The 18622-nt window shown below is 65.2% G+C and carries 20 protein-coding genes and 1 tRNA gene; 6 read left to right on the plus strand and 15 right to left on the minus strand.

Annotated elements, in window-relative coordinates; genetic code table 11:
* The 3 genes from HOV91_RS13620 to HOV91_RS13630 form a co-directional block, all read right to left on the minus strand.
* Positions 1-585 (minus strand): AMP-binding protein (locus HOV91_RS13620; RefSeq protein ID WP_174185752.1); only part of this gene is annotated, 585 nt, incomplete at its 3' end.
* Between the two features lie 693 nt (positions 586-1278).
* Positions 1279-2289, minus strand: a complete 1011-nt coding sequence (locus HOV91_RS13625; protein ID WP_174185753.1) for a cation diffusion facilitator family transporter — start codon at positions 2287-2289, stop codon at positions 1279-1281.
* Entirely contained in the window at positions 2289-2681 is a 393-nt protein-coding gene (locus HOV91_RS13630; RefSeq protein ID WP_174185754.1) for an ArsR/SmtB family transcription factor, read from the minus strand. The genes HOV91_RS13625 and HOV91_RS13630 overlap by 1 nt, the downstream gene beginning before the upstream one ends.
* Positions 2682-3247: 566 nt before the next feature.
* Here HOV91_RS13630 and HOV91_RS13635 point away from each other — a divergent pair.
* The 4 genes from HOV91_RS13635 (at position 3248) to HOV91_RS13650 (ending at position 6962) form a co-directional block, all read left to right on the plus strand.
* Positions 3248-4390, plus strand: a complete 1143-nt coding sequence (locus tag HOV91_RS13635; protein WP_174185755.1) for an acyl-CoA dehydrogenase family protein — start codon at positions 3248-3250, stop codon at positions 4388-4390.
* An 80-nt stretch (positions 4391-4470) separates the two neighbouring features.
* A complete protein-coding gene (locus HOV91_RS13640) occupies positions 4471-5943 on the plus strand; it encodes a flavin-containing monooxygenase (protein WP_174185756.1) in 1473 nt (490 codons plus the stop codon).
* A gap of 72 nt (positions 5944-6015) precedes the next feature.
* Positions 6016-6795, plus strand: a complete 780-nt coding sequence (locus HOV91_RS13645; protein ID WP_174185757.1) for a DUF1542 domain-containing protein — start codon at positions 6016-6018, stop codon at positions 6793-6795.
* 94 nt (positions 6796-6889) lie between these two features.
* A tRNA-Arg gene (locus tag HOV91_RS13650) sits at positions 6890-6962 on the plus strand.
* A 106-nt stretch (positions 6963-7068) separates the two neighbouring features.
* On the opposite strand, the gene HOV91_RS13655 is transcribed toward HOV91_RS13650, so the two are convergent.
* From HOV91_RS13655 to HOV91_RS13665, 3 genes are all read right to left on the minus strand, one after another.
* Positions 7069-7440 carry a hypothetical protein gene (locus tag HOV91_RS13655; protein ID WP_174185758.1) on the minus strand — a complete coding sequence of 124 codons (372 nt, stop codon included), beginning with the start codon at positions 7438-7440 and terminating at the stop codon, positions 7069-7071.
* Positions 7441-7527: 87 nt separating this feature from the next.
* Positions 7528-7968 (minus strand): NUDIX hydrolase, encoded by a 441-nt coding sequence (locus HOV91_RS13660; RefSeq protein WP_174185759.1) that lies wholly within the window; start codon positions 7966-7968, stop codon positions 7528-7530.
* A 6-nt stretch (positions 7969-7974) separates the two neighbouring features.
* Positions 7975-8787, minus strand: coding sequence for a DegT/DnrJ/EryC1/StrS family aminotransferase (locus tag HOV91_RS13665; RefSeq protein ID WP_246350065.1), 813 nt, complete (start codon positions 8785-8787; stop codon positions 7975-7977).
* 80 nt (positions 8788-8867) lie between these two features.
* On the opposite strand from HOV91_RS13665, the gene HOV91_RS13670 reads away from it, so the two are divergent.
* The gene (locus tag HOV91_RS13670) at positions 8868-9338 is read left to right on the plus strand and encodes a DUF8757 domain-containing protein (protein ID WP_498072312.1); all 471 of its coding nucleotides are present in this window, start codon (positions 8868-8870) and stop codon (positions 9336-9338) included.
* Here the strand turns inward: HOV91_RS13670 and HOV91_RS13675 are convergent.
* The 9 genes from HOV91_RS13675 to HOV91_RS13710 form a co-directional block, all read right to left on the minus strand.
* Entirely contained in the window at positions 9335-9808 is a 474-nt protein-coding gene (locus HOV91_RS13675) for a DUF488 domain-containing protein (RefSeq protein ID WP_174185761.1), read from the minus strand. The two genes, HOV91_RS13670 and HOV91_RS13675, sit on opposite strands and share 4 nt — an antisense overlap.
* A gap of 658 nt (positions 9809-10466) precedes the next feature.
* Positions 10467-11096 carry an IS630 family transposase gene (locus HOV91_RS39855; RefSeq protein WP_312884605.1) on the minus strand — a complete coding sequence of 210 codons (630 nt, stop codon included), beginning with the start codon at positions 11094-11096 and terminating at the stop codon, positions 10467-10469.
* Complete coding sequence (locus HOV91_RS39860; RefSeq protein ID WP_312884598.1) at positions 10982-11569, minus strand: helix-turn-helix domain-containing protein; 588 nt, start codon at positions 11567-11569, stop codon at positions 10982-10984. The genes HOV91_RS39855 and HOV91_RS39860 overlap by 115 nt, the downstream gene beginning before the upstream one ends.
* 761 nt (positions 11570-12330) lie before the next feature.
* Positions 12331-12762 carry a YbaB/EbfC family nucleoid-associated protein gene (locus HOV91_RS13685; protein WP_174185762.1) on the minus strand — a complete coding sequence of 144 codons (432 nt, stop codon included), beginning with the start codon at positions 12760-12762 and terminating at the stop codon, positions 12331-12333.
* A 94-nt stretch (positions 12763-12856) separates the two neighbouring features.
* Positions 12857-13090 (minus strand): hypothetical protein, encoded by a 234-nt coding sequence (locus tag HOV91_RS13690; RefSeq protein WP_174185763.1) that lies wholly within the window; start codon positions 13088-13090, stop codon positions 12857-12859.
* Between the two features lie 2 nt (positions 13091-13092).
* Entirely contained in the window at positions 13093-14604 is a 1512-nt protein-coding gene (locus HOV91_RS13695; protein WP_174185764.1) for a WXG100-like domain-containing protein, read from the minus strand.
* Positions 14601-14903, minus strand: coding sequence for a WXG100 family type VII secretion target (locus HOV91_RS13700; protein WP_312884599.1), 303 nt, complete (start codon positions 14901-14903; stop codon positions 14601-14603). The genes HOV91_RS13695 and HOV91_RS13700 overlap by 4 nt, the downstream gene beginning before the upstream one ends.
* A gap of 2 nt (positions 14904-14905) precedes the next feature.
* Positions 14906-15220, minus strand: coding sequence for a WXG100 family type VII secretion target (locus tag HOV91_RS13705; RefSeq protein ID WP_174185765.1), 315 nt, complete (start codon positions 15218-15220; stop codon positions 14906-14908).
* A 640-nt stretch (positions 15221-15860) separates the two neighbouring features.
* Positions 15861-17339: a hypothetical protein gene (locus HOV91_RS13710; RefSeq protein WP_174185766.1), complete on the minus strand. Its 1479-nt coding sequence runs from the start codon at positions 17337-17339 to the stop codon at positions 15861-15863.
* Between the two features lie 179 nt (positions 17340-17518).
* Between HOV91_RS13710 and HOV91_RS13715 the strand changes: the two genes are divergently transcribed.
* Positions 17519-18535: an aminoglycoside phosphotransferase family protein gene (locus HOV91_RS13715; RefSeq protein ID WP_174185767.1), complete on the plus strand. Its 1017-nt coding sequence runs from the start codon at positions 17519-17521 to the stop codon at positions 18533-18535.
* The last annotated feature ends 87 nt before the right edge of the window (positions 18536-18622 follow it).

The following is an 18622-nucleotide window of genomic DNA, read 5'->3' on the forward strand; positions in this document are numbered from 1 at the left end:
CACGCCCTTCGGATCGCCGGTGGTGCCGGAGGTGTAGCACATCGCAGCGGCGGAGCGCTCGTCGATCACCGGGAAGTCGTAGGTGTCCGCTTGCGCGCCGAGCAACTCGCTGTAGGAGTGCACCTGGATGCCCTCCGGCGCGCTGAGCGTCGCTGCGTCGCCGTTGACCACGATGACGTGCCGGACCGTTGTCAGGTGCGGCAGGATCTGACCGAACAGCGGCACCAGCGTGCCGTCCACCAGCACCACCTGGTCCTCGGCGTGGTTGGCCACGTAGACGACCTGTTCGGGGAACAACCGGATGTTCAGCGCGTGCAGCACCGCGCCCATCGCTGGCACCGCGATGTAGGCGACCAGGTGCTCGTTGTTGTTCCACATGAACGTGCCGACCCGGTCGCCGACCCCGATCCCCAGCGAGCGCAGCGCATTCGCCAACCGCGCCGACTCGGCGCCGACCTCGCGGTAGGTCATGGTGCGCACGCCGGTCCCGGTCCAGGTGGACACGGTCGAATCGCCGGCGAACGTCGATGCGTAGCGCAGCAACGTCGCCAGCGACAACGGCTCGTCCTGCATGGTGCTCAACATCGGAACTCCTTTTTCTTCGGTGACTTCCCGTCAGAAAGCCAAGTCGGTTTCGGCCACCTGCGAGGTCTGCGAGGTGATCCCGTAGCGCGACCCGAGCCAGCGGGCGCTTCGGGATACCGATTCGGTTCGCCGCTGGTGAGCACGGCGCACGACAGCGCACCTCCGGGATCGAACCACGCCACGTAATCGGTGAAGCCGAGATGACGGAAGGCGCAGGGGGTTTCGGGGCCGTTGCCGCGCGCGTGGCCCAGCGCCCGGGGCAAGACGACTCGGCGGTGCCTGCGCGCGCTTACCTGGAGGGCGGGATGCGCACCGCCGCGATGCGGCATCCGCATGCGCTGCCGGATGCGCTCGGCGTCGCCGGCAGCGGGACCGGCCTCGGCGGGATCCACCTCCGCCACGATCGACACGGCGTCGAGGTTTTCCGGGATGTGACTACGTCGGACCAGGTGGGGCAGCTTCTGAAGGGTTGGTACACGCGCCGGCATTGTCAGCACGCACCGACCATGAGCCACATCACACCGGCGATGCTACCCAACGGTAGGCCGCCCCGGGCAAGGCCGATCGCGGAATCCACCGGGCACATATCCGAGGGCGGGTGCCGTCAGTTCCCGCTGGTCGAGGCGACGCCGCGAACCCAGTGGGAATGCCTCGGCCATACTTCCTGACACCACGACCTCGGTAGCGGATGCCTCAGGTACCGACCGTCCCCGGCACCACGACCTCGGTATGCGCCGGATAGGCGTGCACCACGGCCGTGTCCAGCTTGGGCATCACATGGGTGAGCGCGTGCTGGGCCTCGTGCGCGACCCGATGCGCGTCCGCGAGCGTGATCGCCGGGGAGACGTCCAGTTCGACGTCGGCGTGCAGACGATGGCCGATCCACCGCATCCGCAGGCTGCGCACACCCTGCACCCCGGGCTCGGCGGCCAGCGCCCGCTCGGCCGCGGTGACCAGCCCTGGCTCGACGGCGTCCATCAACCGGCGCAGTACGTCACGCGCCGCGGGCCGCAGCACCGCCAGGATCGCGAGGGTGATCAGCAGGCCGACGATCGGATCGGCGAGCGGGAAGCCGAGCGCCACCCCACCCGCGCCGAACAGGACGGCCAGCGAGGTGAAGCCGTCGGTGCGCGCGTGCAGACCGTCGGCGACCAACGCCGCCGAGCCGATCCGCCGTCCCACCCGGATCCGGTACAACGCGACCGTCTCGTTGCCGAGGAACCCGACCAACCCGGCCGCGGCGACCCAGCCGAGATGCTCCAGTGGCACCGGAGCGAGCAGCCTGCGCACCGCCTCGTAACCGGCGATCAGCGCCGAGAGGGCGATCATCGCGACGATGAACAGGCCGGCCAGGTCCTCCGCCCGGCCGTATCCGTAGGTGTAGCGCCGAGTCGCGGCCTTGCGGCCCAGGGCGAACGCGATCCACAGCGGCACGGCGGTGAGCGCGTCGGAGAAGTTGTGCACGGTGTCCGCGGCCAGGGCGACCGAACCCGACGCGGCGACGATCATCAGTTGCAGCACCGCGGTGCACCCGAGCACGACCAGGCTGATCTTGACCGCACGGATGCCTGCCGCGCTGGCTTCCAGCGCGTCGTCGACGCTGTCGGCGGCGTCATGGCTGTGCGGGACGAAGATTTCCCGCAGCAGCCCACCCCAGCGATGCCGGTGATGGTGCCCGGCGTGGTGGTGATGCCGGTGGGTCATCACGCACTCGCCCCGTCGCGGCCTGGTAATTCCCGCACCGCTCCCACGCCGCGGTGATGAGCCGGGACACCCGGTCCCGCGTGCTCGGCGTTGTACACCGCGTCCACTACCAACTGCCGGACGTGCTCGTTCTCCAGGCGGTAGAAAATCGTCGTCCCCGAGCGGCGGGTGTTCACCAACCGAGCCATGCGCAGTTTGGCCAGATGCTGCGACACCGAAGGCGCCGGCTTGCCGACCTGGGCGGCCAGGTCGTTCACCGACAATTCGCGGTCGACCAGCGCCCAGAGCAGGTGCACGCGGGTGGGGTCGGCGAGCATCCGGAACACCTCGACAACCAGGCCGACCTGATCCTCCGCGAGCGGCGGTCGCAATTCCTGGCTATCTGCATTCATACGCAGATATTAGAACAGACGACGCCGCGAGGCCATGGGTCGCTCCGGGCCGGCGTGCCGGCGGCACCCCCTGCGTTGCCGCCGACACACCGGTCGACCCCGAATTCGAACAGTCTTTGTCTTAGTCGAGGGTGGCGTCACTGCGCCAGACCGTTGGAGCGATATCACCCGAATGAGACAAACCAAGTCCGCAGGCGCAGGGGCGATTTCGGGCCGTATTCCACAGAAACGCCGTGACCAGCGTCAATGACGCGGCAGCACAGGCAAGTTCACGCGCACCTGTGCACACAGCTGCACGTGCAGGTACCAACATCTCAGCGTTCCGGCGACTCGCGCGCCCATCTCCCCGCCGGGCGCGGCGCCGCTACGGTCGGGACATTCTGCACCGCAAGGCTCGCGTGCGCGGGAATCCGGTCCGGACCGTGACCTTCGGCCGCGTCCCACCGGTTCGCCATCCCGCGGCCGCCCGCGTCCACGGGACCGCCCACCGACACGGACGAGCCGTCGCCGACCTGCCGATTACTGTGAATCAGGAGAACGCACGAGCGACCCGCGGAGTAGACGACATGCCAGTGGACCGAATGCTGCCCACCCCCGAGGCCCGCGACCTGCTGGAGCTGACCCGCGACATCGCCGACAAGCTGCTCGAACCGCGCGTGGCCGAGTGCGAGAAAACCGGAATCTTCCCCGACGGCGTCTTTCCCGCGCTGGGCGCGGCCGGCCTGCTCAGCCTGCCGTATCCCGAGGAGTACGGCGGCGGCGCGCAGCCCTACGAGGTGTACCTGCAGGTGCTCGAGGAACTCGCCGCCCGCTGGGCCGCGGTCGCCGTCGCGGTCAGCGTGCACAGCCTGTCCTGCCATCCGCTGTTCGCCTTCGGCACCGAGGAGCAGAAGCGGCGCTGGCTGTCCGACATGCTCTCCGGCGAGACCATCGGCGCCTACAGCCTGTCCGAGCCGCACGCCGGTTCCGACGCGGCCGCACTGCGCTGCCGCGCTACCCCGGTGGAGGGCGGCTACCGGATCACCGGCGCCAAAGCCTGGATCACCAACGGTGGCCGTGCCGACTTCTACACCCTGTTCGCCCGCACCGGGGAAGGCTCCCGCGGCATCTCCTGCTTCCTGGTCCCCCGCGACACCGAGGGCCTGGACTTCGGCAAACCCGAGGAGAAAATGGGCCTGCGCGCCGTGCCCACCACCACCGCCACCTACGACGACGCCTTCCTGCCCGCCGAACGCCGCGTCGGCGCCGAGGGCCAGGGACTCGCGATCGCCTTCAGCGCTCTGGACTCCGGCCGGCTCGGCATCGCCGCGGTCGCCACCGGCCTGGCGCAGCGCGCACTCGACGAGGCGGTCGCCTACGCCAAGGAGCGCGAGGCGTTCGGCCGCCACATCATCGATCATCAGGGACTCGGCTTCGTCCTGGCCGACATGGCCGCCGCCGTCGACTCCGCGCGCGCCACCTACCTCGACGCCGCCCGCAGGCGCGACGCCGGGCTCCCGTACTCGCGCCAGGCCAGCGTGGCCAAGCTCGTCGCCACCGACGCCGCCATGAAGGTCACTACCGACGCGGTCCAGGTCTTCGGCGGCTACGGCTACACCCAGGACTTCCCGGTCGAGCGCTACATGCGCGAGGCCAAGGTGATGCAGATCTTCGAGGGCACCAACCAGATCCAGCGCTTGGTTATCGCGCGTCAGCTCGCGGGCGGCTGACGCCGCGGGTGGCCGAAAATGTCGATTGAATGACCGCGGATGTCTTCGGACCTGCGGATACTCTTCCGTACCCTGAACGCATGACAACGCCGTCCATCATCATCATCGGAGCCGGATTCGGCGGGCTCGGCATGGCGCTGGAGCTGCGGCGGGCCGGGCTGGACAACTTCACCATCCTGGAGCGCGCCACGGACCTCGGCGGCGTCTGGCGGGAGAACACCTATCCGGGCGCGGCCTGCGACGTGCCCTCCCCGCTGTACTCCTGGTCCTACGAGCCGAAATCCGATTGGCCCCGGCGTTTCTCCGAGCAGCGCGACATCCACCGGTATATGCAGACCGTCGCCGACAAGCACGGCCTGCGGCGCTTCATCCGCTTCGGCACCGAAGTGCTCGACGCCGAGTTCGACGAGCACGCAGGCCAGTGGCTCGTGCGCACAGCCGACGGCGCGCAACTGACCGCCGACATCCTCGTCCCTGCGGTCGGCCAACTCTCGCGTCCCGCGTTGCCCAACATTCCCGGCATCGACACCTTCACCGGTCCCGCGTTCCACTCCGCCGAGTGGAACCACGACGTCGACCTGACCGGCAAGCGCATCGCCTGCATCGGCACCGGAGCCAGCGCGATCCAGTACATCCCGCGCATCCAGCCCGCCGCCGCGCATCTCACGCTGTTCCAGCGCTCGGCGGCCTGGGTGCTGCCGAAGGCGGACGTCGAGTACAGCCGCGTGCACCACGCGCTGTTCAAATACTTCCCACCCAGCCGCCTCGCCGAGCGCTTCGCCATCTGGTCGTTCTTCGAGGTGCTCGCCTTGGCGCTGACCGACATCCCGGGGATCAAGACGCCGGTGATCGCACTGGCCGACCGGCACCGGGAAAAGCAGGTCCCCGACGCCGAGCTGCGCGCGAAATTGACGCCCGACTACGCGGCGGGATGCAAGCGCGGGCTGTTCTCCAACGAATACTTCCCGGCGCTGGCACAGCCGAACGTCACCGTGGAGACCACCGCCATCGAGGCGATCACACCCACCGGAATCCGCACCGCCGACGGCGTCGAGCACGAGGTGGACGTCATCATCTACGGCACCGGCTTCAAGGGCACCGAGTTCCTCGCGCCGATGAACATCTACGGCCTCGGCGGGCGCAAGCTGGCCGACGTGTGGGCCGACGAGGGCGCCCGCGCCTATCTCGGCCTGTCCGTGCCCCAGTTCCCGAACCTGTTCATGATGTACGGCCCGAACACCAACGTCGGCTCCGGCTCGATCATCTACATGCTGGAGTCCCAGGCCCGCTACATCCGCCAGGTCGTGCGATACCTGACCGACCGGCCCGGTCGCTATCTCGCCGCACGCGCCGCCACCGAGCAGCGCTGGGACGACTGGTTGCAGAACCGGTTGAAGGACACCCCCTGGAACTTCTGCTCCAGTTGGTACCGCAACGCGTCCGGCCGGATCACCAACAACTGGCCCGGCGCCACCCTGCTCTACCGGTGGAAGACGAAGACCTTCGACCCCGCCGACTACGACGAGGCGCAAGCACCCGCCGCCGTGCACTGATCCGCACGCTCAGCCGGACCTCAGCTAGCCGTCAGTAAACTGGGGTCCGGGGTCGAGCGGAAGAGGTGCCCCATGTGGTGGCTGTTGTTCGGACTGGTCCTGGTGACGCTCGTCGCCCTACTGGTATGGCAGGCACGACGGAGCAAACAGCGCGTCGCCACCGAACTGGCCGACGCTCTCGCCGACGCCCGGCAAGTGAACGAACGGCTGGGCGGCCAGGTCTACAGCCTGTCCGGCAGCAACGACGCCGCCGTCCAGGCGCTGGCCGACGCTTCCGAACGGCATCTCGCGGCCGGCTCTCAACTCGATCAGGCCCGCACCCCCACCCAGGCACGGCTGGCGAAGCAGACGGCGCTGGAAGGGCTCTACTACATCAGGGCCGCGCGGACCGCGATGAACATGGACCCCGGCCCAGCGATCGCCGCCCTCGACGGCCAGGACACCGCCGGGCAGGTCACCGAGAAGCGCGTCGTCGCATACGAGGGCAGGCAGATCGCGGCCGCCCCCGAGCCCTCGTCGTCGACCCCGAACTACTACCCCGGCGGCCGAGTGGCCGGACGGCCGGTACCCGCGGGCTGGTACTCCGAGCCCTGGTGGAAGCCCGCCCTGATCGCCGGCGCCTGGGGCGTCGGCTCAGCCCTGCTGTTCACCTCGTTGTTCTCCGGAATGTCCGGGGTGGCCTACGACGCCCACGGCTTCGAGAGCGGTTACGGCGAGGGCTTCCAAGACGGAGCGGCCGCGGACAACGGCGGCTACGACCAGGGCGGCGACTACTCCGGCGGCTACGACCAGGGCGGCGACTACTCCGGCGGCTTCGACGGCGGAGGGGGTTTCGACGGCGGCGGCTTCTGACCCCTCCACAACGCCTGGGACAGCGATGCGGCCTCCGAGCCCGTTACCCGGTAGACTGCGAGCGTCCCGGGCGGGCCACAAGCCCACCCACCAAGCCTTCGTAGCTCAGGGGATAGAGCACCGCTCTCCTAAAGCGGGTGTCGCAGGTTCGAATCCTGCCGAGGGCACTTGAAACATGGACAACTTCTTTCGGTGTTGTCCCGCCTGCAGTGTGTCGGTCTGGTCTAGTGCCGGCGGTAGTTCGGCGGCCGGTTCTGGGGGGTGCGGTAGGAATCAGCGCGGCGGCGGCTTGTTCGGCGGCGAAGAGTGTTCTGTGGTGAGCGTGGCGTGGATCGAAGACGGCTGCTTAGTACGTCGCTTCTTCTCGTAGCCATCCCATGGACCTGATCGATCATCTTCACCGGCGTGCTGCGCTTCCGGCTGGGCTACTGGTGGAAGACGACGCAGCAAGGACGCCATGCGGTAGGAGAATGTGCCGGGGCGGGACAATCCGTGGGAGTCGGACGCGAATAACATCGGTGACGAAGTATCGACGAGTACATCACTATCGGCAAGGCCGCGGCGGTGGCGGAGCGATGGGACGACACCGAGGTGATGCCGGTGATCGACGATGCTGTAGCTGACCAGTAAGGACTGCACCGTCAACGTAGCCCGCTCCGTTTCAGGAGCGGGCTACTGGCGTTGCGGAGACTTCGGTTTGTACCCGTCGGCGCGGCCGATTTGACTGTGCGGTCAGCTGTCGCGGTACCGCGCCAGAACCTGTTTCACAGCATCGGTGACCGGTGGTTCTTCGACCAGGCTGGTCCAGGTGTAGGCGTCGTGTTCGGTCAGTTCCACGGGCTCGGCATAGCCGACGTCGACGGTGAAATTGAACTGTCGGCTTTTCTTGCCGCTGCCGGATTGGTAGTCAAACTCGCCGAGGTAGTTCGTGATGGCGGTGACCTCAAGGCCGGTCTCTTCCTTGACTTCCCGGATCAGGGCTTGGTCGATGGCTTCGCCGGGATCGACTTTGCCGCTGGGTAGTTCCCAGATCCCACCCATGAAATCATCGGCGGGGCGTTGCAGTAAAAGGACTTTGCCGCCGTGCTGGACGACTGCACCGACGACGAGTTGTCGTACCTCGTCCCGGTCGGCTTCGCGCGCCAAGTTCTCCAGCAGTGTTGCCTCGATCATCGAGCCCTATCCTTTCAGGTCGGCGTGGTGGGTGATCACTTTGTCGAGCGCTTCGATGTAACGGTCGACGAGCGGCAGGTCCTCGTCTCGATGCCACCCAGGAAGCTTGAGCGTGGCGTGGTGCAGCGATTCCGCGCGCGGATAGTCGCCGGGGGCGTATGCCAGTTTGCCGGTGAAGGCTGGGAACAGTGGACCTGGCTCTTGGAAGAGCGGCAGGAGATTAAGGGGGCAGGTTGATCCCGGTCGGTCGAACTCAGTGCAGCCTTCGGCCTGCAGTGCGGCGTGAAAGCGCTCGACCGGCACGTCGTCGAAGAATTTACTCTCGTAGAGAATCGTGAGTCCGTACCAGGCTGGTCGCGTGTGCGGTTCGTGCCAGGTGATGGTTAGGCCGGGCTCTCGCCGGAGTTCGTCGTGGATGTACTCGGCCATGCGCTGTCGCCCTGTGAGGTAGTCATCCAGATGTCGAAGTTGTTCCAGCGCAATGGCTGCGGCCAGTGGGTGAATGCGATGTTTGAGTCCCATGCCCGTCACGGCGTAGCGACTGAGGTCGGAGCGGGCTGGGATTTCGTTTCGGCACCGCTTGTTGTACTGGCCGTGCAGCAAGACGCGGTGGTACACGTCCTCGTCATCGGTGAGGATGAAGCCGCCTTCCCCTGCGGACAGCGGTTTCGGCCCGTTCATGCTGAACGCGGCGGCTTGCCCGAACGTCCCGATCTTCTGCTCACCGATGCTCGCGCCGTGAGCATGGGAGGCGTCTTCGAGCAGCAATAGCCCGTGGGCGTCCGCCAGTGTGCGTAGACGTTGGACTTGTGCGGGCATCCCCCACATATGCGTTACCACCGAGCAGCAATTGGCAGCGGCGCCGGGTGAACCTCGACGGCCTCATCGGCGCCACCACAATGTGCGATCTCCTCGCACAAAACCCTCTCGGCGGCATGGGCACCCCGTCACCGTCGCTCGGGCTGATCAAACCGACCGATGTCGAGGTCAGCGTCGTCGCCGGAGATCCCTGGTCCGCAGCGGAGCAGGCGAAGATCGACAAGTCATCGGCCCCGGATCTGTTCGGCACCTCACTCGAACCGCTGGAACCGGCGCCATTCGCCGTGCGCTACAAGTACCGCTGCGAGTCGTCGAAGTGCCCCAGCCACGACCAGAAAGTGCTCGACTGGGAGGCAGGGCAGGCCGGCCGACGGTGGCTGAAGTCCTACGGCGCCCTCCGAGCGCAAGAGATGCTCCTCGGCAAGTGGCGCGACACAATGCTCTCACCAGACCGCGACGTCCACTTCTACGTCGGCAACCAGAACCGACACCGCCGATCCTTCTCCGTCCTCGGCGTCTGGTACCCCAAGACCGAACTCGCCTTGTTCTAGACGTGCACCACAGCGGCATTGGGCCGGGCTTCGAGAAGCCGATCCACAACAATGTCACGATGACACTCAGCAGGGTCGTGCTCGAAACACAGCAACGCCACCACGCCACCATCGAGAAGCTCACTTACGTGCGCGAGAGCGTCAGTTGCAGCGGCACTGTCGAGTAAGTCGTGATACCGAGCACGGGACTCCGGCTCACCGGCGCGGAACCCCTCCCGATTGTCTTTCGGATTGCCGAGTGCGCGGTGGTGAACGTAGCCGATACCCACCGCAGCCAGGGACTCGGCCAGCCTCGTCTTCGACAACCCAGGTTTGCGGCTCAGCGGAGTCAAACGCACATCGACGAGCACCTCGACGCCTTGCTCGACGAGCTGGGCGACGAGATCGCCGACGGTCATCCCCTCGTAGCCGATGCTTACAAGGGTTCCTTCGGCGGCGTCGTACTCGGCGGCAGTGTCAGAGGTTCCCATGGGTTCCTATCGTGCATCAAACCACGGCGATGCAGTGCGACAGATCCCGAAATGCGCGACAGAATCACGACCACAGCTCAGGCCGAGTCCGACCAGCCGAGTGGCCGCTGAGTCGTGCGGTGACGGTGGAGAGGTGCCTAAGCAGCCAGCCCACTCCGACACGAACAGCGACCTCAGTGATCGGAATCACAATCTGGATATTTAGCCTGGCTGACCACTGGCTCCACAGCACTGCACCCCCATCTTCCAGTCCGAACGAGCGGTGGCTTGCCTACCGGACGGGATAACTTCAGTGTCGAATCCATGAGTAGCGCGATTGCAGCTGGTCTGTTGTCCCTTCTGATAGGTGTTCCCGCCTCCGCCGCCGTGTTGGTGGCCACTGTGGGTGCCGTGTTCCATCGCGACCGTGAACACCGAAGAACCGCAGTGGAAGTTCTTCGAATCCTGCTGCGACGGAGCCGCTGATGGAAGCGGGGGTTCGTCGCGGGAAAGGCGTAACCGCAAAACTCCGGCGCCGCGAGCGGCTCCACTGGCTTCTGTCGGTAATCGCCGCATGCGGTCAAATAGAGGTGCCACGACTGATACGCGGTTCAGCGCCCTCCGCCGCGCCTGCCACCCTCGAACGCTACCAACGTTATCTTGACGAACTAGTGCTGTGTCAGGCAACGTTCGGTAGGTAATCGGGGTGCCGGATCTTGGATCCGACGGCGTAGTCGCGGATGGGTCGGGCGTGCTGGTTGCGCCAGCGGATGTAGGTGCTGATCGCCTCGTCTTGTTCGCCGTGGCTGCGGTGGTCGGTGCCGTTGAGAGCGAAGTACCGCAGCGCGGCGAACTCGCACTCGATACGGTTCAGCCACGAGGAATAGGTAGGCAGGAACACCAACTCGACCGCGTTCGCCGTGCACCACGCCTTCACCTCAGCGCGTTTGTGGACCGAGCAGTTGTCGCAGATCAGATACAGTTTCTGGCCCAGCCAGCGCGCTCGCAGCGATTTCAGGAACGCCAGGAACTCCGTCCACCGTTTCCGGTTCCGGATCCGGTAGTACAACTGGCCTGAACGCAGGTCCAACGCACCGAACATGTGCCGGACGCCGTGGGTGCGCCGGTAGGTCGCGCGCAACCGGCGTGGTCGTCGGGCGGTGAACCAGCCGCGGCCGGGGCGGGGCTGCAGGTTCAGCGGCCCGAACTCGTCACGCAGACTACGCGGCCGTCGGCGGGCGGGTGGTCGTAGAGGTCGAGCACCCTCGCCATCTTGGCCTGGAAATCCGGGTCGCCCGAGGCCTTCCACGTTTTCGTGGCCTGCCATGACACCCCACCGACCTTCAGGATCTTCCGCACGGTTTCGCGGCTGATCGCGGCGATCTTGTTGATCCGCAGCACTTCCGCCAGCTTCGACAGGCTCCATGTCGCGAACGGCCATCCCAGGTCACGGGGGCAGCACCGGGCGATCTGACAGATTCGATCACGCGTCGCCTGATCGGTCTTCGCCGGCCTGCCCCCGCTCCATTTTGGGTCCAATGCCTCGAAACCATGCGCGTTGAAGTCGTGGATCACTTGTCGCACATACGATTCCGACACCTGCATCAGTTTCGCGATCAACCCGACTGGTTGATGCTGCGCCGACGCCATCACCACCACCGCCCGCCGCATCCGGATCGGCTGCTTGCTGCGCCGGGCGATCTGAGCCAGCCTGCGGCCCTCCTGCGGGGTCACCGCTCTGATGAACACATCCGGCTTGCGAGCCACCAGCACCACCTCCACCGGCAGCATCACCGCTCACCCCGCCGTGATCAACCCGCCACCCCGATGACGATTACAACATCAACCTTCCCGGACACGGCACTAGTCCATCTCGACCTGGTGTGGATACACCGGGGACGACGAGGGGTCCGCATTGCCAGCGCGACCGCTCGGGGCCGCCGTGCGCTGGCACGAATCCAGGCCATCGAATACCCGCCCCAACATCCGCGTGTCAGATACCTGCTCGAGGCTCTCACCCAGTAACACGCGAGAGCCCTCATATCGTGCGACGCAGCAGCCCGGCGGGGCTTCGGCATACGCCTGCTAACAGCTGGTAATCCACTTCGATCACCAACTGCCCACCCGAAAACCGCAGGTCATCCCCGTTCCCATGTTCAATGTGCCCCGCCGTGGGCACGACGAACATGGGAACGGTGAACCGATCCGTACGGACGCACCGCAAATCGTCAGACCGGATACGCACCCACTATGACCAGGCGCTTTGCAGTTACCCATGTTTTGTGTGTCCTGCCGAGTACCGGTACCTGCGACTCTCTATGAAATCGCCGCCACCACAACTGAATTAATCGGCATGATCACCACAACTTCGCCCCTTCTCGACTTCCTGCCCGCTGCCTCCAGAAACAATGGCAGAACTTCCCCGACAGCCAGACTTGTTCGGGTGTGATTACGCTGGCGTGACTTTGCCTGCCTCTCTAGCCGCGAGGATTACCTGCTGCGCTATCGGTAGGGGCATCAGTCGATAGCGCAGCGTCTGGCTTTCAGCTGGTCCAGCCGCCGTAGAGGTTGCGGCGTTCGAAGAAGGCGTCGTCAGCTTCCTGCACAGCCGCTTCGTCCAACGGTCTTCGATGTTCGCTACTCCTCGCCTCTGGAGCTAGGAGCAGCTTCGCCTGGTCGAGAAGGCGCGGGTCGGTCTTCTGCAGAAGTCGTTCGATCTTGGACTTGATGTCGGAGCGGGCTTTGCTGTGGCAATCACGCACAGCGCCCGCAAGCTGGCTGCTGGTCCATTTCATTGCGGCTGGCGCGATTCGCAAGCTGGTGATCTCACCGCTGGCATCGACTTCCATGAGGACTCCGCGGACTTCGCCGTGCCCGCGGAGCTCGGCTGCTTTCTCGGTCACTCGCTCGCCGTGGCGGCGGATCTCGGTGAGCTGTTGTTGAAGCTGCTGCTCCCATCGCCCCATGTTCGTCATGAGCAGTCCACCTCCCTTTAAGTGTGTGCTGTGACTGTCGCCACGGCGGGTAGAAGCTCGCCGCTTGGGGCGGCATCGCGAAACTCGGGTCGGGTCAGCTCACACTCATACCGCGTTCCGGCCATGCGTTGGACTCGCTGTACACGGAGTTGATCTTCCTGGACGCCTTGAGGAAGGTGTAGTCGACGTCGCCGTCGACCGGCTGGGCTGTCCGAGAAACCTTGTCCATGGCCAGTTTCCTCGTCAAAGTCCCCGGGTCGTCACCGAACTCGTATACGACGATTTCCGGACTCTCGGACTCTTTGGCGAAGTACACGATTGCTGCCATGTTCACCATCCACTTTCGAAGTCTTCGCGCTTGTTCAACGGAACCTGGGTCTGCCAATCGAACGACTCGTTCGCCACCCGGTGAGCATCCTGATACGTGATCCCCGGGTTCGCTCGCAGATAATTCAACTCGGCGAGCTCGTGCTCGAGCAAGACGTGATCCTCAGGCAGGGCGTTCCCGGAGCGCAGCCGGATCCACGCGTCGGCGATTTCAGGATCGGGATCGAACTTCCGGACCACGACTTGGCCGGTCTCGTAGTCCAGAATCGGGTGTTCGGTGTCGAACAGATGCTTCTTGATCGCGGCGATCTCGGCCTCGGAGAATCCTGTTGCGCCGTTGGCGCGGACGAGATCGTCGGTGTTGCGGCTGATCGCGGAGATGTCACGCGGGTCTTGGGTGAAGTTGTCGTAGGCATCCTGGGCCCACCTCGTTTGTGCGGGGTCATCGAGCATATTCGCTGGCCGACGCCGCCCGCCGCTGAGCCATTCATCGACGGTTCCCTTTCCAGGGGTCGCCCCACGGGCTTCGCGTGTCCACAGCTTCGCCTTCGCGACGTCGACCCATTTGCCGACCTTGTCCAGTAGCGGTTTCAGCGCCGCAGTGACCGGCCTGATGGCGCGCGTCACTATCTCGGTCACCCTGGTGCCGAGCTCGCCGATGATGGTGGCGATGCGACGAGCCCGCACCGCGATACGACCAGCAAGCGCGGTGTTGCCCACCCATTCCGAAACCGTAGCGGTGAACGGCGCCAACACGGCGAAGACGGTCTCAGCGGCTGCGGTTTCGATCAGAAAGTCTTTGACCTCCTCGAGAATCTTATGGTGGGCCTCATCGAGGTGATGGGCGTACTCGCCACAGGAGTCACCGAGCGTTTGGCACGCATCAGCCAAGGCGTTGAGATCGCTCTGGCGTTCCTGGCAGGTGCCGACCGCGATCCCGATCTCCGGCGACTGCTGGTTTGTCAGCAGCTCGACTGCTCGGGGCACCTGAGCAGCCACGGTGCGGTAGTCGGCCGAGGCGGTGTGCCATGCGGTTTTGGCGGCGTCGAGTTGGTCTTGGTGACCGTTGGGCCAGCCGAAACCGACAAGGTTCTTGAGGATTGACCACCCGAATGGCTCGGGGATCCCGTCGCCAGCCGCCGACGGCGCGTCTTCGGCCAGACAGGGCGCGATCGACAGCTGCGGAGGTGCAGGCGAGGACGGGTTACGCGGATCGGAACCGGTCTCCGCGAGCCGGTGGTTATGTGCTCCGACGGCGATCAAATCCCTGGTTTGACCACACGCTGTCGCCAGCTTCGAAGACGCTGAGATCGCCAGCTGGGCGGCCTCATCATAGGCACTGGCCCATTGACCACCGACACTGTCGCTACCAGCCATCCCCGCATACGCGCTCAACACGGTGATCAGCGCCGCGTGCGTTGTCACCGTGTCAGCCGACATCTGGCCGAACACCTCACCCGCGGAGGCGTATTCACCGGCGCGGTGGACGATAACCGGTACGGTCGGAGCCGTCACTGCGGCCACATCCGGTAGTTGGTCTCGGCTGCTCCGATGTAATTCGTGTGCGCCCGACGAGCCACCTCACGTAGCTCATCGAGGTTGTCCCGCATTTCGCCGACGCCGACCACCCACCGGTCGTGTGCGACACGCTGCGCCTCCGCGGCTTGACTCGACCACGACAAATGCAGATCGGCGACGTGCTGCTCCACCTCACGCAGCCAACCTTCGACCTCGGCGCCGAACTTCGCCATGGTCGCGATCGCGTCATCGAGCTGCGCCAGATTCACACGGTAGCTGTAGTCGTCGTCAGCCACGGCTACACCTGATTTCCAAGCCCGGTGAGACCGTCGGCATTGGCGCCATCGCGAAGCTCGTAGCGGTTGGCCGCGTCGGCGAGGTTCATTGCCGAGGTCTCCAACGCCGCAACGATTAGATCCGCTCCGCGCTTCCACTCCACCCAGGACTCGTCATATGCCGAAGCCGCCCGACCCCGCCAACCGTCGGCCAACAGCTCTCTGCCGACCGTTTCATCTAGTTGGGCGAGCCGCTCTCGGATCGTCTGCGCTTTGTCGGCAATGAACCGCGACTCCTCGCGAAGCCGGTCGACCCGAACCCGAAGTTCACCAGCCACCGCGACTCCCCTCTGGCCCTGCTCGCCGATCGCATCCAACTATAAGCGAGCATCCGAAACTCCTGTCCGCGAGAGCCGTCGAGGAATGCGCTCTCCTCGCTCCAGGATCTAATCTCGATCGTCGCCGGACTGCGCAAGCGCGGCAACGGGTTCCGGGTCTCTACATGAGGGCCTTGGACACCACTCCGGGCGGGCGCCTCACAACCACGCTCGGGTCCCTTCCAAAGGTGGTCCGTCCAGGCGCGAACCGGTTTCCGACCGTCCGGATTCGCAGCACGCTGCTCGTCCGTCGTGCTTGGGGTCGTCGAGTCGATAGAACTCTGGGTTTCTCGCGACTCCGGATTCCTCGGGTATCCGACCGCCGCTCGACGACGGAGGCTAGCGGGCGGGATGCTCATATGGGCAATGCTCGCACCTATCACGCTCCATGTAGCGCATTGTCAAAGGAGTCGCCTAATGCTTGCCCCACAACTTGTTATCACGCAAGCAGCTCAGCTCGGTAGCGGAGGGTAAGCCCCTAATGTCGAGCCGGAGTGTGGCCCTCCGCTCTGGTGACCTCCTGACCACCCCTAAAGGCGGGTGTTGAGAATCGTTCTTGGACTCAAGGTCGTTTCCGAACTACATGCAAAGCGGCTCAGGGTCACCACCGCGTCCCTCTCTGCGGCCCCCAGTAACTCCAGCCGTCCAGGTATGGTTTGAGGGCTTCCGCGTCGGGGTTGGGAATTGCCGGCATCTGCAGTTTCTTCCGAAGCGGGTCAATACAATCGCGATAACTGGTTGCCCACTCCAGCCACTGCCTGGAACTAGCAGACTCCTCTACATCGGTGATCGTCTCGATATGTCGATGCATTGCCGCAAGGTACTCATCGAGTTCGAGCCCCAACCGCCACCGCTGCAGTTGCCCCTTCAGAACCTCGGCACGGCACGCCTCAGCATGGGCGGCTTTCGCCGCGGCCATCGCCGCTTCCCACTGCCGCTTCTCTTCAGCCGCCTTCCGTTCAGCGGCCAGACGCGCCTCCTCGGCGTCGGCGGCACGCAACTCCAGCTCCTGCATCACCTGCGCCAAGTCGATAACGGTGTCATCTTTGTACGTCCAGCCCGATTGTCGATAGGGACGGCCGTTGGTGATCGTGAGGGTGAGCCGCCCACTGGGCACGTGATCGTATTTCGGGATCCGGGTCCATGAATACCGTTCGGCCTGACGCAATTCCGACGCGGTAGCCTCGTGCGGTATCTTGTCGGTTGGCTCAGTGACCGAAATCCCGAACGGATGCTCCAGAATCGAGATCCGAAGGTCGCCCGCAATCTCCGCCCGGCCACTGTAGCCGCGCCTCTGCGCAGCCGCCCCGGTCGCGACCTTGTACCCCTTCGCTACTGCCGTCACCGCGAGCATGTTCAGAATCCGCAATGCGCGCATGCGAACCGGGCGCTTCATTTGTAACCGATTCTCGGAGTCCCGGATCCGGGTAACAGCAGGATGCCACTTCGTCGGGCCATCCGGGACGTGTACTGGTTCGAGCACTACGGTCATCCAGGCCGGCGGATCGGCGAACTTGATCACGAAGGTCTCGTACCAGTAATTGCCGCGTTCGATCACGAGTAGCTTCCCGTCCGGTACCTTCCCGTACCGGATCGCGGTCGCCACCAACCTCTCGTAGTCCGGTCCTTCGCGGGCAGGTCGCTTGACCTGTAACACGCCGCCCGCTTGAACAAGATCAGCCATCAGCTGATCAACCGGCCGCAACCGTGGAGGTGGCTTCGCTTTACGCGGCTCAGCGGAGGCCGGCCGCTCCTTTTGCGGCTGTGGAGAGGCCGTCGGGCCAGAGGATCCGTTCCTCTTCACCAGTGCGGCGCTCGGCCGGACCGCTCCGGCCATTGACGGCTTCTTGTCCCAGTGCCCGCCAGGATAGTCTCCGTGCTCGAGGTAGTAGCGGCCTGCATCGGTGGCTTCAGCTCGCCATACTCCGCCCTTCTTCGACACGGACACCAAACCGCGCCATTCGAGAGCGTGCGCCGTCGTCTTGTACGTGTGGCCGGTCATCACCCCCTCCGGACAGCCATCGCTCACCCACTGCAGAACGTCGAACTGAGTCCGATTGATCGGATCGGTACGCGCCATCGCACCACAGCCTTCCATGAACCCGGCAGCCGTGGATCGAGATCGCCACCTTCGGCAGGGCAGATCGTGTTCGCCGTCCCTGACTCAAACCCGCGGCCGTTCTTTCCGTCAGACCTCAACGCAGCCGTACGCAGTTCGTCGATGGAGGAGACCGACCTGCTGCTTCATGGCTGGCCGCATTGAGCGGATCTACGACACGCATCGTTCATCCAAATCGACGCCTGCCGAGTCTATCCGGCACAACAGCTCACCAAAGTGAAATGTGCAACTGCTGGCAGTTGCCGCAGCCAGTACGAACCGGGATCGAGGCCCGCCTCGGCGCGCCGGTGCGGTTGGCGGTCACGCAGACGGGCGGGTACAGCCACGGCGCGGCCGTGCGGCTGCTGTTGAACGACGGCCGCAGAGCTTTCGCCAAGGTGATCAACTGTGATGACCAACTGTGTGGGATGTACCAGACCGAGGCACGCACCGCAGCGCGGCTACCGCCCACGGTCCCGACACCGGCGGTCCAGTTCACCGCCGAGCTCGCCGGGTGGTTCGTCATGGTGTTCGACGACGTAGCGGGCTGCCATCCGCGTCTCGATAAGCCAGCCGAGCTGGATGCGGTGCTCACGGCGGTGGAGCAGTTGACGAACGTGCTGACGCCCAGCCCGATCCGCGATGTGCCCGCGATGACCGACAGCTACGGGCCGGAGCTGAACTGCTGGCGGCACTTCGCCGAGCACGGGCCGCCCGTCGACTTGGACAGTTGGTCACTGCGCAATCTGGATCGGCTGGCCGAGTTGGAATCGACCTGGCCCGAAGCCACCGACGGTACAACCCTGCTGCATACAGATCTGCGGCCGGACAACATGCTCCTTCGTCCCGACGGCACAGTCGTGGTGATCGACTGGGCCTGGCCCTGCGTCGGCGCCGCCTGGCTCGACCTTGTGTCGCTGGCACCCTCGATCACCGCCAGGCGGGATAGACCCCGATCCGATCCTTGCTACCCATCCGGTGACCCGCACAACCGACTCCGCCGCCGTCGATGCCTTTCTCTGTGCACTGGTCGGCTACTGGGTGCACAGCAGCCGGGTGCCCCCGCCTCCACATTCGCCGAAACTGCGCCGTCACCAAGCATGTTCGGCGCAAGTGTCGGGAGAATGGCTGCGTCGACGACTTGCATGGCCGTAGCCGCCACACGACTTTATCGGTGATGATTCTCTGATTCGGGTTGTGTCCGGCCTACAGTTGGTAGTCGACTTCGATCACCAGCCGACCATCCGAAACCGCAGGTCGTCCCC

Source organism: Nocardia barduliensis, from assembly GCF_013315795.1.
GTDB classification, from domain to species: Bacteria; Actinomycetota; Actinomycetes; order Mycobacteriales; family Mycobacteriaceae; genus Nocardia; species Nocardia barduliensis.